General features: G+C 40.7%; 13 protein-coding genes and 1 riboswitch. Of the genes, 8 read left to right on the top strand and 5 right to left on the bottom strand.

Annotated elements, in window-relative coordinates:
* Window positions 1-320: 320 nt before the first annotated feature.
* The 4 genes from AC0VXV_RS09550 (at window position 321) to AC0VXV_RS09535 (ending at window position 2,999) form a co-directional block, all read left to right on the top strand.
* Window positions 321-641: a DUF485 domain-containing protein gene (locus AC0VXV_RS09550; protein ID WP_475531330.1), complete on the top strand. Its 321-nt coding sequence runs from the start codon at window positions 321-323 to the stop codon at window positions 639-641.
* Between the two features lie 11 nt (window positions 642-652).
* The gene (locus tag AC0VXV_RS09545; RefSeq protein WP_475531435.1) at window positions 653-2,197 is read left to right on the top strand and encodes a solute symporter family protein; all 1,545 of its coding nucleotides are present in this window, start codon (window positions 653-655) and stop codon (window positions 2,195-2,197) included.
* Window positions 2,198-2,324: 127 nt separating this feature from the next.
* Window positions 2,325-2,831, top strand: coding sequence for a hypothetical protein (locus AC0VXV_RS09540; protein ID WP_475531329.1), 507 nt, complete (start codon window positions 2,325-2,327; stop codon window positions 2,829-2,831).
* A 27-nt stretch (window positions 2,832-2,858) separates the two neighbouring features.
* A complete protein-coding gene (locus AC0VXV_RS09535; RefSeq protein ID WP_475531328.1) occupies window positions 2,859-2,999 on the top strand; it encodes a hypothetical protein in 141 nt (46 codons plus the stop codon).
* 222 nt (window positions 3,000-3,221) lie between these two features.
* Here the strand turns inward: AC0VXV_RS09535 and parC are convergent, their stop codons facing one another.
* Window positions 3,222-5,651 (bottom strand): DNA topoisomerase IV subunit A, encoded by a 2,430-nt coding sequence (gene parC / locus AC0VXV_RS09530; RefSeq protein WP_475531327.1) that lies wholly within the window; start codon window positions 5,649-5,651, stop codon window positions 3,222-3,224.
* Window positions 5,651-7,624 carry a DNA topoisomerase IV subunit B gene (gene parE, locus AC0VXV_RS09525; protein WP_475531326.1) on the bottom strand — a complete coding sequence of 658 codons (1,974 nt, stop codon included), beginning with the start codon at window positions 7,622-7,624 and terminating at the stop codon, window positions 5,651-5,653. Before parE ends, parC begins: the two co-directional genes overlap by 1 nt.
* Window positions 7,625-7,927: 303 nt before the next feature.
* On the opposite strand from parE, the gene plsY reads away from it, so the two are divergent.
* The 4 genes from plsY (at window position 7,928) to AC0VXV_RS09505 (ending at window position 10,599) form a co-directional block, all read left to right on the top strand.
* The gene (plsY, locus tag AC0VXV_RS09520) at window positions 7,928-8,530 is read left to right on the top strand and encodes a glycerol-3-phosphate 1-O-acyltransferase PlsY (protein ID WP_475531325.1); all 603 of its coding nucleotides are present in this window, start codon (window positions 7,928-7,930) and stop codon (window positions 8,528-8,530) included.
* Window positions 8,531-8,640: 110 nt separating this feature from the next.
* Window positions 8,641-8,931 (top strand): HesB/YadR/YfhF family protein, encoded by a 291-nt coding sequence (locus AC0VXV_RS09515; protein WP_475531324.1) that lies wholly within the window; start codon window positions 8,641-8,643, stop codon window positions 8,929-8,931.
* A gap of 146 nt (window positions 8,932-9,077) precedes the next feature.
* Window positions 9,078-9,704 (top strand): YczE/YyaS/YitT family protein, encoded by a 627-nt coding sequence (locus tag AC0VXV_RS09510; protein WP_475531434.1) that lies wholly within the window; start codon window positions 9,078-9,080, stop codon window positions 9,702-9,704.
* Between the two features lie 124 nt (window positions 9,705-9,828).
* A complete protein-coding gene (locus AC0VXV_RS09505) occupies window positions 9,829-10,599 on the top strand; it encodes an ABC transporter ATP-binding protein (RefSeq protein ID WP_079526702.1) in 771 nt (256 codons plus the stop codon).
* A gap of 50 nt (window positions 10,600-10,649) precedes the next feature.
* Here the strand turns inward: AC0VXV_RS09505 and metA are convergent, their stop codons facing one another.
* The 3 genes from metA to AC0VXV_RS09490 form a co-directional block, all read right to left on the bottom strand.
* Window positions 10,650-11,591 carry a homoserine O-acetyltransferase MetA gene (metA, locus tag AC0VXV_RS09500; RefSeq protein ID WP_475531323.1) on the bottom strand — a complete coding sequence of 314 codons (942 nt, stop codon included), beginning with the start codon at window positions 11,589-11,591 and terminating at the stop codon, window positions 10,650-10,652.
* 154 nt (window positions 11,592-11,745) lie between these two features.
* A riboswitch (SAM riboswitch) is annotated at window positions 11,746-11,853 on the bottom strand.
* 63 nt (window positions 11,854-11,916) lie between these two features.
* Entirely contained in the window at window positions 11,917-12,669 is a 753-nt protein-coding gene (locus AC0VXV_RS09495; RefSeq protein WP_475531322.1) for a nucleoside-diphosphate sugar epimerase, read from the bottom strand.
* 15 nt (window positions 12,670-12,684) lie between these two features.
* Window positions 12,685-16,431, bottom strand: a complete 3,747-nt coding sequence (locus AC0VXV_RS09490; protein ID WP_475531321.1) for a DEAD/DEAH box helicase — start codon at window positions 16,429-16,431, stop codon at window positions 12,685-12,687.
* Between the last annotated feature and the right edge of the window lie 2 nt (window positions 16,432-16,433).

Raw genomic sequence — 16,433 nt, 5'->3', positions numbered from 1 at the left:
CTTTTACTTATAGATTTGAATAACATTTTCTTATACTTAGTTTTCAGATTTTTTGTAATTCTCTAACGTTTAGAACCCTTCAAACCCATGTAAATACTACCTTTCTATCGATTATCCAAAATATAACAATTTAATATTCTCCCCTTAATGTATTATTTTTTCTCTATTAAACTTATTTTTGCAAAAAATTTTTCCACATAATTTATTTAAAAAGTGTTGCAATTTTGTTACAGCTAAAATAGAATGAAAATGTAAAATCCTAAAAGCAGAATTTTACGTACATTAAGCAGTAATAATTATCACAAACTGGGGGAATGTTTATGGGGAATAATCAAAAGCCAATTATTGATTATGAGAGAATTGCATCGCAGCAATCTTTCAGGCAACTGGCGAGGAAAAAGAATTCATTTTTATGGTCGATTACCGCAATCTTTTTAGTACTTTATATGTTATTACCAATCTTAACTTCGTTTACAGAAATCTTACATCAAAAAGCGATTGGTGATATTACATGGGTATGGATTTATTCAGCAGGTTTGTTCATCATGACTTGGGGATTAGCTCACTTCTATGTAGCCCGTGCTAATAAATATGACGCAGAAGCGAAAGCGATTATTGCGGAATATGAAGGAGGTCGCTAATTATGAATGGGATGAGTTTTACAGCCGTCTTCTTCTTCGTGGCAATCGTAGGATTAACACTGGTCATTACTTGGTGGGCTTCCAAGCGTACATCCAGTGCGTCGGATTTCTACACAGCTGGCGGCGGATTAACGGGCTGGCAAAATGGTCTTGCAATTGCAGGTGACTACTTGTCAGCAGCATCATTCTTAGGTATCGCGGGTTCGATTGCATTATTCGGATTCGATGGCTTCTTCTTCTCGATCGGTTACCTAGTAGCCTATTTAGTAGTTTTATATATCGTAGCAGAGCCATTACGTAACCTCGGCCGATTCACATTAGCCGACATGATTACAGCTCGTTTCGATAAAGCAAAAGTTCGTGGTACAGCAGCTTTATCTACAATTACTATTGTATTGTTCTACATGATCGCTCAGCTTGTAGGTGCAGGTGCCCTTATTCAATTACTGTTAGGTATTGAATACTGGATGGCGGTACTTTTAGTTGGTGTCATGATGACGGTTTACGTATTATTCGGTGGTATGACAGCAACTTCTTGGGTACAGATCATTAAAGCATGTCTTTTAATGTTAGGTACTGTCATTATTTCATTCTTAGTATTAGCAAAATTCGACTTCTCGATTGCACAAATGTTTACGCAAATGACAACTGAAACTGAACATGGTGCAGCTTACTTAAATCCAGGTTTACGTTATACAAATGGTATTGATACAATTTCAATGCTGCTTGCGTTAGTACTTGGTACAGCGGGTCTTCCACATATCCTAATGCGTTTCTTCACAGTAAAAGACGCACAAACAGCACGTTCTTCAGTAATCTGGGCTACTTGGATTGTTGGTTTATTCTATGTATTAACAATTTTCTTAGGTTTCGGTGCAGCAGCATTCGTTGGTAAAGACGCAATCGTAGCAGCGAACCCAGCTGGTAACATGGCTGCCCCACTATTAGCACAAGCACTTGGTGGCGACATTCTGTTCTCATTCGTGTGTGCGGTAGCATTCGCGACAATCTTAGCGGTAGTAGCAGGTTTAGTACTTTCTGGTGCATCTGCCCTATCTCATGATATTTACGGACAGATTATTAAAAAAGGTAAAGTTACTGAACAAGAAGCGGTTAAAGCAGCTCGTATCGGTTCAATCATCATCTCTGTTGTTTCGATTCTATTAGCTTTAGGTGCTCAAACATTAAACGTAGCATTCTTAGTATCATTAGCATTCTGTATCGCGGCATCAGCGAACCTACCGGTAATCATCTACACAATTTATTGGAAACGCTTCAACACATCAGGTGCTGTTACAGCGATGTTAACAGGTTTAATCTCTGCATTGATTTTAGTTGCCGTTTCTCCAAACGTATGGAATCCGGTTGAAGGTAAAGCAATCTTTGTTGGTGAACCGTTAATTATGTTAACGAACCCTGCATTAATTTCTGTACCTCTTGGTTTCTTAGGCGGATTTATCGGTACATTAATTTCTAAAGAAAGAAATGATCTGAAATACCGTGAAGTTGAAGTAAAAGCGCAAACTGGTATTTCTGTACAAGACGCTTCTCACTAATATTAACCTTCCTTACTTTGACAAGTTGAGGAAAGACAAATCAGCTTCTAACAATGTTAGAGGCTGATTTTTTATAACTTCACTGTTATTATGAAATCTCCCCTATTCTATTTTGAGGAGTGAGGCGATGACGCTTGGTCAACATATACGCGTATTCATTTGTGTCGTAGTGATGGGCTGTATTGTCGGCTTTGTACTGAACGGGGAAGAAATTGAAACGGACTCCCCTTATATCGATTATGTAAAAGCGCAGCAATGGCCTTTTAACGAAGAGTTGCACATTGCTGAAGTATTTGATGGCCATTATGAAGTGACGTATTGGGAGTACTTTACCGCCCGAAATGGCCAGCATGTCGTCCAGTTGACAGGAACGAACGATGAACAGCAGGATATTTACCAGTTTGTCGTCAAGGAAGATTATACGGGATTTACGATCGGTGCGGTCAAGCAGAATAATATCCTTTTACCGCCTGATCAAAAATGGACCTTTGTAAAAACCCTCACGAATAATAAGCGTCAAAATCCGGAGAATTTCTTTCCGGAATTTGACGCTTTTACTATGCTTTTTTCTATTAAAAACAGGAATATTCTCCTTAATATTTCATGGTACAATAGAAAAGCAGCATCCAGCTGACTCCTTTTGTAAAGGAGGTGTACTACTGTGTCTTATCCATCACGCAAAGAAAAGGCTAAGGCTGTTTCGGAAAAAAAGCGTGAGGAAAAACTCGCCATTTTTCGTTATGCGACAGACATTTTTCGTATTGTCGATACTATTTATCGTTTTTTCCGAATGATGCTGTAAAAAATTTATTTTCACCACTTAGACTAGCCATCTAGGTGGTGTTTTTAATACGCCAAGGTAAAAACCCAAATAAAAAAGCGTTTGGGGGCCACCCAACCGCTCTGTACTACTGTAGATCCATCACGCATGAATCTTACTAACTTCATTGTATGAAAGTATGCCTTTCATGTCAATGAATTACTTTTATCATATGTTTGGATTCCGTCTAATATACATGAATCCCTACTCTGTCTTTTCAACATAGGCGCGGCAGATTGCCCCATCAGCTTCTGTATCAATCCGCAGTGAACCGTTTGAATAACGGTCCGCTCTCGTTAAGGATGTCACTGAAATCGTTTCCTGTATGCCTTTTTCGGTCTCGATTGTAAACGTATTTCTAAAGTTAACAACTAAAATTGTATAAATACGGTGCGGGTTCGATTTCAACTCTTTTAAAATAACGACACCGCGTTTTGCACGGTTACCAAGTTCAAGTTCCGACAACAACATTCGTTTAACGGCACCGCGCTGTGTTACAATAACGAGTTCTTGTTCCTGCTCCGGATTTAACAATGCAACCGCCGCAAGATACTCGCCCTCTTTAACAATAATTCCTTTAACTCCTGCCGTTTTTACCCCTGTTACCGGAAGATCTTCCATAGGGAAACGAATTGTATAGCTCGTGTTCGTAGAAAGCAATACTTCTTCCTGATCTGTAACAAGGCGGGCAAAAATCATCTCGTCCTCACCTTTTAAATTCATTGTCTTAATCGGTTTCGAATAACGAGTGACGATATAATCGGCAAGTGCCGAACGCTTAATTTGCCCTTCTTTTGTAGCGGTAAATACATACATCTTCGGTTGCTCGAACGTTTCAATACCGATGACTTCGATAATTTCTTCATTTGAATCGATCGGCACAATACTTGAAATATGCTGTCCGAGATCTTTCCAGCGAATATCCGGCAATTCATGTACCGGCTGGTAAATGTAATGACCTTTGCTCGTAAACAGGAGTAAATGATGCTGCGTATTCAAGTTGGCTTCATACAGCAAGTAATCGGAATCCTTCATCGCAAAATCCTTGCCGTTGGACGCACTGTGTGAACGAAGGCTTGTCCGTTTCACATAGCCGTCTTTTGTCACGGTTACGACTACTTCTTCACTTGGCACCAATACATCACGCGTTACTTTAATTTCTTCGATTTCTGCTTCAATTGTAGAAAGACGAGGAACAGTAAAACGTTTTTTAATATCGTTCAATTCAGATTTAATAACACGGATCAATTTCTTTTCGTCCTCTAAAATAGCTTTCAATTTCACAACAAGCTCATGTAATTCATCTTGTTCTTTTTGCAGTTGTGTAATATCAGTATTTGTTAAACGGTAAAGTTGAAGGCTGACAATCGCTTCAGCCTGTTCTTCCGAAAAGCCGAATTTCTCGATAATGTTATTTTTCGCATCGCGTTTATCTTTCGATGCACGGATTGTTTCAATCACTTCATCTAAGATGGATAAGGCTTTCATAAGACCTTCAACGATATGTAAGCGATCTTCTGCTTTTGTTAAGTCATATTGGGATCTGCGGCGTACAATTTCCTTCTGGTGATCAATGTACGCGTCCAACATGAGCGGCAATGTCATCATCATCGGACGACGGTTATGAATCGCAATCATATTGAAGTTATATGAAACTTGCAAATCCGTTGATTTTAATAGGAAATTTAAAATCCCTTGTGCAGGCACATCTTTTTTCAGCTCTACAACAATTCGTAAACCGTCACGGTCCGATTCATCGCGAATTTCGGAAATACCGTCTAAACGGCGGTCATTTACGCGCAGTTCGTCCATTTTACGGATCATGTTGGCCTTATTTACTTCAAACGGGATTTCGGTAATGATAATCTGTTCTTTATTGCCTTTTAACTGCTCAATTTCTGTACGTGAACGGACAATGATTTTCCCTTTTCCTGTTTCGTACGCTTTTTTAATGCCGTCAACACCTTGAATAATCCCGCCCGTAGGAAAATCGGGACCTTTAATGACAGTCATCAATTCATCGACTGTACAGTTTTTATTGTCCAGACGCATTAAAACCGCATCAAGTGCTTCCTGCAGATTATGTGGCGGAATATCTGTCGCATAACCAGCCGAAATCCCTGTTGCGCCGTTAACTAAAAGATTCGGGAAACGAGATGGCAATACAGTCGGTTCCATATCCTGATCATCAAAGTTCGGTACGAATTCAACTGTATTTTTATTAATATCACGTAATAGTTCTGCGGCAATTGCCGAAAGACGTGCTTCCGTATAACGCATTGCAGCTGGCGGGTCACCATCGACAGAACCGTTGTTACCATGCATCTCGATCAGCATATGACGGCTTTTCCAGTCCTGACTCATACGGACCATCGCATCATATACCGAAGTATCACCGTGCGGATGGTAGTTACCGATTACATTTCCGACTGTTTTTGCCGATTTACGGAACGGTTTGTCAAAAGTATTACCTTCATGGAACATCGCATATAATATACGACGTTGAACAGGTTTTAGCCCGTCACGCGTATCCGGTAATGCACGGTCTTGAATAATATATTTCGAATAGCGACCAAAACGGTCACCCATAACTTCTTCTAATGGCAGATCTTGAAATTTTTCTACAAAACTCATTATTCGTTAACCTCCTCATGCTGGATGAATTCATTTTCTAAAATGCTTGCATCCTCTTCCATGCCGAAGTTGACGTTTGATTCGATCCATTTACGGCGGGGCTCTACTTTATCGCCCATCAATGTTGTAATACGACGTTCTGCCCGTGCACCATCTTCAATTTTTACACGGATTAATGTACGTGTTTCCGGATTCATCGTTGTATCCCAAAGCTGGTCGGCATTCATCTCACCTAAACCTTTATAGCGCTGAATAATATAGCCTTTGCCGATTTTTTTCGTAGCGGCACTCAGCTCCTGTTCAGTCCAGGCGTACATAAGCTCCTGCTTTTTGCCCGACCCTTTTGATACTTTATAAAGAGGCGGTAACGCGATATACACTTTTCCTGCCTCGATAAGCGGACGCATATAACGGTAGAAGAATGTCAGCAATAATACTTGAATATGGGCACCATCTGTATCGGCATCGGTCATGATGACAACTTTATCGTAAGCGGCATCTTCCACCGAGAAATCAGCTCCGACACCGGCACCGATCGTATGGATGATTGTCGCGATTTCTTCATTTTTCATAATGTCCTGCAGCTTGGCCTTTTCGGTATTGATTACTTTACCGCGCAATGGCAAAATCGCCTGGAATGTACGGTCACGGCCTTGCTTCGCTGAACCGCCCGCCGAATCACCCTCTACCAGGTATAATTCATTTCTGGAAGCATTTTTCGACTGTGCAGGTGTCAGCTTACCAGACAGAAGCGTACTTGATTTTTTCTTTTTACCGTTACGGGCATCATCACGTGCTTTACGTGCAGCTTCACGTACTTGTTGGGCTCGAATTGCTTTACGCACTAAAGAAGCCGACAGCTCCGCATTTTCTTCAAGTACATACATTAACTTCTCTGAAACAACGGTATCAACGGCAGAGCGTGCTTCAGATGTACCAAGCTTCCCTTTTGTCTGACCTTCAAATTGCAATAGATTTTCAGGAATACGCACAGAAACAATTGCTGTCAGGCCTTCCCGAATATCAGTGCCCTCCAGGTTTTTATCTTTTTCTTTCAGTAATCCGATTTTTCGGGCGTATTCATTAAATACACGTGTCAACGCTGTTTTAGCACCCGTTTCGTGCGTACCGCCATCACGTGTACGAACATTGTTGACGAACGACAAAATCGTTTCAGAGTAGCCGTCGTTAAATTGCAGCGCGAACTCCACTTCAATTTCCTGAATGATGCCTTCTACATATTTAACCGGATGCAATACATCTTTTTCTTCGTTTAAGTATATGACGAACGCTTCAATACCGCTTTCATAATGGAAAATTTCATGCTTTCCTTCTCCGCGGGCATCGATTAGTTCAATTTTTAATCCTTTCAATAAAAACGCAGATTCACGTAAGCGTTCTGCCAATGTATCATAATTATATTTAACGACAGAAAAAATCGATGGATCAGGCAGGAAGTGTACGAGTGTTCCTGTTCCCTTCGTTTTTCCGATCATATCAAGCGATGTAGCCGGTTTTCCGCCTTGTTCAAAGCGCTGGCGGTAAATTTGGCCGTCACGATAAATTGTTACTTCCAAAAATGTTGATAAAGCGTTTACAACTGATGAACCAACACCATGTAAACCGCCACTAGTTTTATAGCCGCCTTGTCCAAACTTTCCGCCTGCATGAAGGACGGTGAAAATAATTTCAGGGGTTGGTTTACCCATTTTATGCATACCTGTTGGCATACCACGTCCATGGTCACGCACGCTAATACTGTTATCTTCATGAATCTTCACGATGATATGATGTCCAAATCCAGCAAGCGCTTCATCCACTGCATTGTCAACAATTTCATACACTAAGTGGTGAAGACCTCGACTATCTGTAGAACCAATATACATCCCTGGTCTTTTGCGTACGGCTTCTAAACCTTCTAATACTTGAATGGCATCTTCATTATACGAAATACCGGTTTGGTTTTTTACCAAATGTAATCCCCTCCAAAAATACAAACAAACGTTCTATTTACTACCTAATCGTACGCTCATATATGCATGATGTCAATGTTTAAAGGTACTGATTTAGGCTTTGCAAAGATTAATTGTATCATCAAAAACGAACGTTTAAAAGCATATCCTTCAGCAGCAAACAATAAAATGTAACTTTTTCCCTGTTTTTTGCGATGGACGAAAAAATAATACCTCTTTCCTTCTATTAAGAAACATTGTAAAATATTCAATACATACTATTAGTACCAAGTAGTAATTCTGAATTCGAAAGGAGCACAACACTTGATCAACGCATTAATTATTATTTGTGCTTATTTAATCGGTTCCATTCCATCAGCTTTATGGATTGGCAAAATTTTTTACAAAATGGATATTCGACAACAAGGCAGCGGCAATTTAGGAACGACCAATACATTTAGAGTATTAGGCAAAAAACCGGGCATCGCCGTATTGCTTATTGATATATTGAAAGGAACGGCTGCGGTCTTGCTACCGTTATTGCCGTTTTTCGCAGACAGCACCGTCCATCCTTTAATCTTAGGTGTAATCGCGGCTGCGGGCCATATGTTCCCGATTTTCGCTAGTTTCCGTGGAGGAAAAGCGGTTGCTACAAGCGGCGGCGTTATTTTAGGCTATAATTTACCGTTATTTTTAATTTTAATCATCGTATTTGTCATCGCCTTAAAGTTAACTAAGATGGTCAGCTTGTCATCTATGATTGTATCCGCTGCAGCGGTTATTTATGTAATTGGTCATTGGATGGTAACAGGTGAATATGCATTATTCATTTTAGTTGTTGTTCTGGCAGGCTTCATTTTTTACCGTCACCGTGAAAATATTAAGCGGATTAAAGCCGGTACTGAACCGAAAATTAAAGGATTTTAACTTATTGACTGAAGGGGTTTCCTTTCAGTCTTTTTTTGTACTTAAAATTCAGAACGCGAGCTTTGTAAGTTTTTTTTATTTACTGCATAATGACTGTAGAGGTGAAATATATGGAAATCAAACTATCAGAAAAAGCACTCAATTGGTTTAAACAAGAGATGGAAGTAGAAAAAGGCGATTTTATTCGCTTTTATGCACGATATGGAGGTTCTTCACCTTTTCATGAAGGGTTTTCGTTAGGGATGACACGGGAGCAGCCGCATGAAATAGGCATCGAAACGGTTGTGGAAAATATTCATTTCTACATCGAAAAAACCGATGAATGGTTTTTTAATGAACATCATTTAGTTGTAGATGTCGCCGATTCGTCCGATGAATTAACTTATTCGTATGAAAAATAAAAGCCCTTTTTCCGCTTCCTAATACGAACAATTTGCCGTTCAAAAAGTTCAAATGTTTCGAATTTATTGTAAATCCATTTTTCCTGATTCAATCGTTATAATGAGTAAGGATTATATCGAGGATTGATGAGGGATTACATGTGAAAGTGAAACAGGAATTTTATTGGCGCTGCGTATTCTTTATTGCAGGCATCATTGTTTTATCATTAGGCGTCGCATTGACGATTAAAGGACAAATACTTGGCGTTGGGTCATGGGATGTCCTTCATATCGGACTACAAAAAAACTTGGGCTTAACGGTCGGTATGTGGTCTATTATTTTAGGCTTGCTTATTCTGGCTGTCGATACGTTATTCACGAAAAGATTGCCGAAAGTCGGAACTTATTTGGATATGTTCCTGACAGGGATTTTTATTGATATATTTTTGATTGTATTACCGGATGCGAATACGCTGTTAGAACAAACATTGGCGTTTGTTGTTGGCGTTGTCCTGCTAGGCTTCGGCTGCGGGATGTATATGGTCGCAAACCTCGGTGTAGGACCTCGTGATACGTTAATGCTGCTGTTAGTGCATCGTCTTGGATGGAGTGTCAACCGCGCACGTACGACAATGGAAGTAACGGTTGCTGTCTTAGGTTTTGTATTGGGCGGACCAGTCGGAGTCGGTACTGTATTTATGGCGTTCGGCTTAGGGCCTGTTGTACAGTGGGCGCTCAAATGGAACGGAAAACTGTTCCACCGCACTGCAGGTGTTGAAAGTGTTGTTATATAAATTATGGGGAGAGCAAGCATAATGCGTTTGCTTTCTTTTTTTACATTTAAATTATTATAATTTTCAAAAAATACTTTCGTAACAATGGAAAAAGGTGCATAGTAGTAAGTGGAGGTGTTTTTAAATGATACATATTGAAAATATCCATTTATATCGCAATGACAAACAGATTTTAAACGATTTAAGCTGGCATGTACAAAAGGGTCAGCATTGGGCCATTTTAGGGTTAAACGGCTCGGGTAAAACAACGTTGCTGAAAGTAATTAACGGCTATATTTGGCCAAATGAAGGTAAAGTCCAAGTACTTGGTGAAACATACGGCAAGACGTATATACCGAAACTGCGGACACGAATTGGCTGGGTGAGTAATGCGATGATCGATAACTTCAACTGGCAGGATAACGCGATTGAAATCGTGCTCAGCGGCAAATTCGGTGCCCTTCGTCTCTTCAATGATGTGACGGAAGAAGAAATTGATCATGCGGTTTCAATTATGAAGCATTTTCACTGTGACCATTTAGCGAATAAATCATTCGAGCATTTGTCACAAGGTGAACGCCAGCGTGTTCAAATAGCAAGGGCCATTATGGCAGATCCGGAAATTTTAATATTGGATGAGCCGTGTGGCGGTCTGGACTTGATCGAACGGGAAAACTTGCTGCAAACGATTGAACAGATTGCTGAAGCAGAAAACGGCCCTACCCTTATTTATGTAACGCACCATGTAGAAGAAATTCTGCCTTGTTTTAGCCATGTGCTTTTAATGAAAGACGGAAAAAATGTCGAAGCCAATGCACGCGAAGTTGTTTTAACAGACGAATTATTAAGCGATTTCTTCGGGCGGGAAATCAGTTTGCAGATTGAACGCGAACGTGCCTGGGTCGCAATTAAATAAAACGAACCAGCAGGAGTCCGTCTCTTGCTGGTTCATTTCATTTATAAGCATTAAATATGATATTCAATATTTTCATCGACGTAATGCCATTCATACGGTGTTTCTTGGTATACGTAGTAGTTCAGCCAGTTGTAGAACAACAGATGCGAATGGGCACGCCAAACATTTTTCGGTGACTGCAGCGGGTCGTTATTCGGGAAATAATTGATTGGGATTTCCGTATTGTCCGGATCCTTCTCAACATCGCGGAAGTACTCATCTGATAATGTCGTTGCATCATATTCCAGATGCCCTGTAATCATTATATGTTTATTGTTTTTCGATTGAACGATAAACACGCCCGCATCATCCGAATAGCTTAGTAAACGCAAGTCAGGATGTGCCCTCACTTCATCAATCGAAACCGATGTATGACGTGAATGAGGTGCCACATACTCATCACTGAAGCCCCTTACTAAATCTACTGTTAAATCCGTGATTACATGGGAATAAACACCGGAGCACTTTTTCGGCAATTCGAATTTTCCAATGCCAAAATGGTGATACAGGGCAGCTTGAGCGCCCCAACATATATACATGATTGAAGTGACATGTTCATTTGCCCAGTCCATCACATGCGTAATTTCATTCCAGTAACCTACATCCTCAAAATCCATTTTCTCTACTGGCGCTCCTGTAATAATCAGTCCATCAAAACGACGGTGCTTCACTTGGTCAAACGTCCGGTAAAAAGTATCTAAATGCGATTTGGAGACATTTTTTGATTCGTATGTAGCCGTGTTTAAAAATGTCACATCTACCTGTAACGGAGTATTACCGAGTAAGCGCAGCAATTGCAGTTCGGTTTTCTCTTTTTCAGGCATTAAATTAAACACTAAAATATTTAACGGTCGAATTTGTTGCGTTTTCGCACGGTCTTCCTCCATAACGAAAATCTTCTCTTTTCTAAGCAGTTCACCCGCCGGTAAATGTTTCGGAATATTAATCGGCATTCCACTTTCCCCCTCATAAACTATTTCAATAAACTTTTAATAATCTGTCGTGTTCAGGCAATGCATTGTTTTACGAGCGATACGAACCGTTCCAGAACAATATAAAAAGCCCCTCTCACTCCAGCAAAACAGAATTGAGAGGGGCTTTTACCCGTTCTTATCTGCCAAGGTCAACACCTTGCTGGAAGTAGCACCTTTCTAGTTGGACTAGAGGTTGCTGAAGCATCATAAGGCCAAGTCCCTCCGCTTCTCTTGATAAGACTATTAAATTGTCATTAGTGTATCATGTACTTTGTAATTTTGCAATAATTCCAAAAATATTATTTTACTCTTCCTGCAGCTGCTCTTTTTCTATAGTAAATAAGATTGTCTCCAGCCGTTCATCCCAAACACGTGTCAAAGTATTGTATACCCGTACAAAATGCCTGTTTTCTTTTTGGTCGAACAGTAAAAAACATAGGACCGGTATATCATTAATCTGGATCGATTCCGTTGAAACAACACTTGTAATATAGTGCGGTACTTCATCATCTGCCACCGGTTGTTCGGAAAGTTGCTGTTGAATGAACTCAATCAGCACCGTCTCTTCAATCGCTTCGATTTCTTCTGTTTCGATTGTCGGAAAAGGCTCCGGAAACTCTTCCAAATCCGCAAATTCCTCCAGATTGCCCTCCAAAGGCTTTTCATGAATCGGGCTGTATTGAATAAAATAACTTGTTTCTTCAAGTTCCTCTTCAAAAATGCCCGATTCCAGCTGTGCTTTTCCTTTAGCAGTAAGTGCAAATTCCTGTTCCTTCACAATCATGCCCAGTCGTAACATTTTATTCGTCAAATCATGAATAAATAACGGTTCCACCAATAAAATTTCAGCTAAAAGCTCTACATTTTTCAGCTTCGCCTTCTCAAATGAAATGAGCATCATCTTCATTAAAATATCCATGGCATTGCGCATTACCGGATGATATTTCACTTCCAATGTGTGAATCGGAATGGCATATTGGATTTGCTTTTTGATTTCAATGGACGGGTTTTGGATGAGTTCTTTCTGCAGTTGTATCACTGTATTTTGTAAGTCCATTCAATCCCCCTGTTTCTACACAGCAAAATAGCCGTCCTGCTCTTTTGCTGTCGTTAATACATGGGCATACATATCCCGTGTTTTCGCGCTCTTTGGACGCTTTGTAAACATTTCCGTACTGCCGACCATAATGAGCAGTTCCCGTGCGCGTGATAATGCAACATTCAAGCGTCGGTAATCTTTCGCAAACCCGATTTCTCCACGCTCATTGTCATGATTCCGCACCAAACTGACGATAATCACATCCATCTCCATCCCTTGGAATTTATCGACAGATCCTGTACGGATGTGTAAATGCGGTACACTGATTTCCTGTTCAATCAGACGATTGATGCGCTTCACCTGCTCCGCGTAGAATGAAATAACACCTACCGATTTTAATGCGTCTTGCGGAATCAGCCCTTGTGCTTTCGCCTGTTCTGTTGCGGCATTCAATTCTAGCAGCTGCTGTTTAATCTGTTCCAGCTCAGCTAAATTGAATAAACTCGAACCTTCCTTCATACGCTCTTCAAAATACGGCTTGGCGTTCGGAATATCAAGCCATAGTAAATGGTGGTTTCGTGTAATTTTTGAAGTTTCAAGGAAATGATCGCGTACGGCATCCGAATCTTCCAAACCACATTGCAGCTGTTCGGATTCATTTTCGTAGAACGGTGTAATAGTTGACATAATATTTTTATGCATACGGTATTGAAGGGCGAGCATCGTTTTGTTTTGGGACGGCAAATTGTTATAAAGACGTTCAAACAATGATTCTTCCAGTAACTTTTCAAGCTCCCGTTTTTCTTCAAATGTTGTACTTTCCTTCACAACTTGCTCCAATGTCTCTTCAAATGTCGCATCGCCTACAAGCGGCGGCAACTGGTGATGGTCCCCAACTAAAATAATTTTTGCGCCTTTTAACATCGGCAGTAACAGTTCCGGTGGTGTTGCTTTCGAAACTTCATCAATAATAACGACATCAAATGTCGGATAGTTGTCCATAAACTCTTTATTTGCCGATGCAACACAAGTTGTGCCGATCACATTGGCATGTTTCACATACAATTTGCGGATTTCGTCCAAGTCATGGGCATTGGCATTTTTCAGTAAACCGTGCCATTCATTTTGAAGTTCTGCCGTTACCGGAAGCAAACTAATTTTCACTTCAAGCGTCTCGATCTTTTCTGTAAGAAGTGTAATCTTTTCGTTTACTTCAATGATCGCCTGCTCAGGGTTCAGTTTTGTCAGCTGTTCGAGTTCTGTCCGGCGTTTTTCAAGCTGGACGCCTTCGCTGTTGATTCCTTTAAAGCGCACTGTTAACTGTTCTACAGTCTCAGTACCAAGGGCAATCTGTTCATTTAAAACTGCCAGCTCTTCCGCTTTTTTGTTCAGTTGTAGTTCCACTTTTTCACGGTTTTGGTGCTGTGTTTCAGTTTTCATCTGATCCAGTTCATTTGTTGCGAGCAGTTCTTCCAGCTCATCTGTGGAATGGTTCAGCGTAATCGATGGATCGATTTTTTCATTGATCGCATCCATTTGGGATTTCACCGCTGTTGCCTCTTCTTCGAGCTGCTGAAGGTGCTGTGCTTTGACATCATTTTGTTCTTTAAACTGAAGAATGATTTCCTCTTTCAGCTTTTCGAAAATAAGCACCGTTTCACGTATCGCATCCATATATTTATTGTTCAGCTGCTCGATATATTGCATGCGCAAATGAATCCCCTGAATGGAGCGGGTACCGTTTTGAGCATTTACGCGACGGTCTCTAAAAGCGATACTAAGCTTCGTCAAAAACTCCTGAATCTCTTCAAGCGTATAATGATGACCCATATCCAGCCTGTCCGGTGTTACATGGATACCTAACGCCGTTTCGCTGTAGTGCAATGCCTTTTCCAGACGTTCCTTCACATCTTTAATCGGCTTATACTGCTCCATTTGCGGCTGAATTCGATCAAGTGCTGTAAGTAAACGGTCCATTGCATAGTTTCGGCGAATATTGTATTCACTCATAAACGCTTCAATTTCGTATACTTTTTTCAACGACGCAATTTTATCTACCAGCAAATCATACTGTGACGTTTCATTGGCCTTTTCAACTTTCGTTTTAACAGCATCAAAACGCTGCTGGAATTGTTCGAGTTGCGCTTTATAGTGACTTTGCGTAAGTTGCTGCTGGAAGTTTTCTCTCGCTTCTTTTAGCTGTTGTGCTTGTTCAGTCAATTGCTCGACAGTCAAGCCGTCTTTTACCTGCTGTTCAAAATTCGCAATGGTTTCTGCTACTGTGCTCTGTGTTGCCTGTAGTTTTTCCAGTTTGCGTTCATTGTCTTCCAGTTCTTTTTTGCATTCGGTCAATTCTCTTTTTAATGCCAGAATCTTTTCGGCCAGAACATGCAATTCTGCTTTTGCCGCTTCTTTTTGCTCAATTTGCAGTTCAAGCTCTTTTTGTTTTTGTTCAAGCGCGGCTATTTCGTTTTGTGCCTCACCGATTTCATCATTTAAAAGCTGTTCTTTTCTTTCATGCAGCGAAATTTCATGGCCGATTGCTTCAAATGTCTGCTCCTGCCAATACGATGCTACATTTTCCTCAATGAACTTTTTCCCTTCTTCTTCAATGCTTTCTGTACGGCCGTAACGCAAAATCCGGATATCTTTGTTCGATAAAAGCCGGCTTAATGCATTGTCGACCGCTAAGTTCGATTGTGAAGCGACAAGGGTTTTCAGTCCCGCTTTCGCATTTTGATAGCAAATTTCCGAAATTACCGTCGTTTTACCAGTACCCGGCGGACCTTGAATGACATACAGGTCTTCGGAACTCATCGCCCCTTCGACTGCCTGCTGCTGATACGGATTCAGCCGGTTATGAAAATCGAGAGGAACCGTTTTTCTGCGCTCGGCAATGACAGGTTTATCTTCAAATAAAATCGTTTCGAGGTTCGCATTTGCGGCCAAGCCTTCTTTTAAACGTTCAAACCCTTTTAACAGACGTTTTAGCTGTGATTTCGTCGCAGCATTGGAGAATTCGATATCTTCTGATTGGAACTGAAGCTCATTTCTTCGCGCCAAATTGCTGTAATACGGTTTTAATGCAATTTCAACGGTATTCTCATTGCGGCGGATTTTGGCAACATCCCCAATTTCCTGAACATAGCCGCGCAAACGCGCACTAAGGCCCTCCAGCTGTTTCCACTGCTTTTTATCGAGGTTGTTAATGCGAATTGTCATATGAGAAAAATCGGCATCAAACGTGACACTTGAAAAACGGGCATGAATATCTTCGATGTCCGCGTTTTTGTTTAACACTTTTAAATAGCCTTCCCAGCTGCTGATCCGCTTATTGACATAGTCAAAGCGTTCCTGTGCAATCGGCAGTTCATCTATGGCTTTTAGGAACGGCTCCTGGTATGTATGGCCGCTAATACGGGATGCAACGAAGTGGATTTTCATTGTGGCGCGGCGGTTTGTGACAACCGGTGTCCCTTTGCCGCGTGTTCGAAAGCTTTTCGCCACAAGTCCGTTTTTACGGTCAAATACACAGTCCATAATGACGACGCGTTCTTCAAACTTGTTTTTTAGTTTGACGTTTTTATCATTATCGAAAAAGATGCTCAAATGCGTTTGTTCTGCATCGACCGATACTTTTTCAATTGCGACAATGAAATATTGCTGTAAATTAAAAAAGGCGTGTTCATCTGGAACATGCTCCTTCATCGCTTCACGTGCCGTATTCGTCAATAAAATATGACAGCGGGTTTGAATATTTGCGATTGTTTTTGGTGCCATGA

The organism is Solibacillus sp. iso_87 (genome assembly GCF_056173085.1).
The sequence above is the reverse complement of the archived record's forward strand: the minus strand, read 5'-3'. Positions and strand labels throughout refer to the sequence as shown.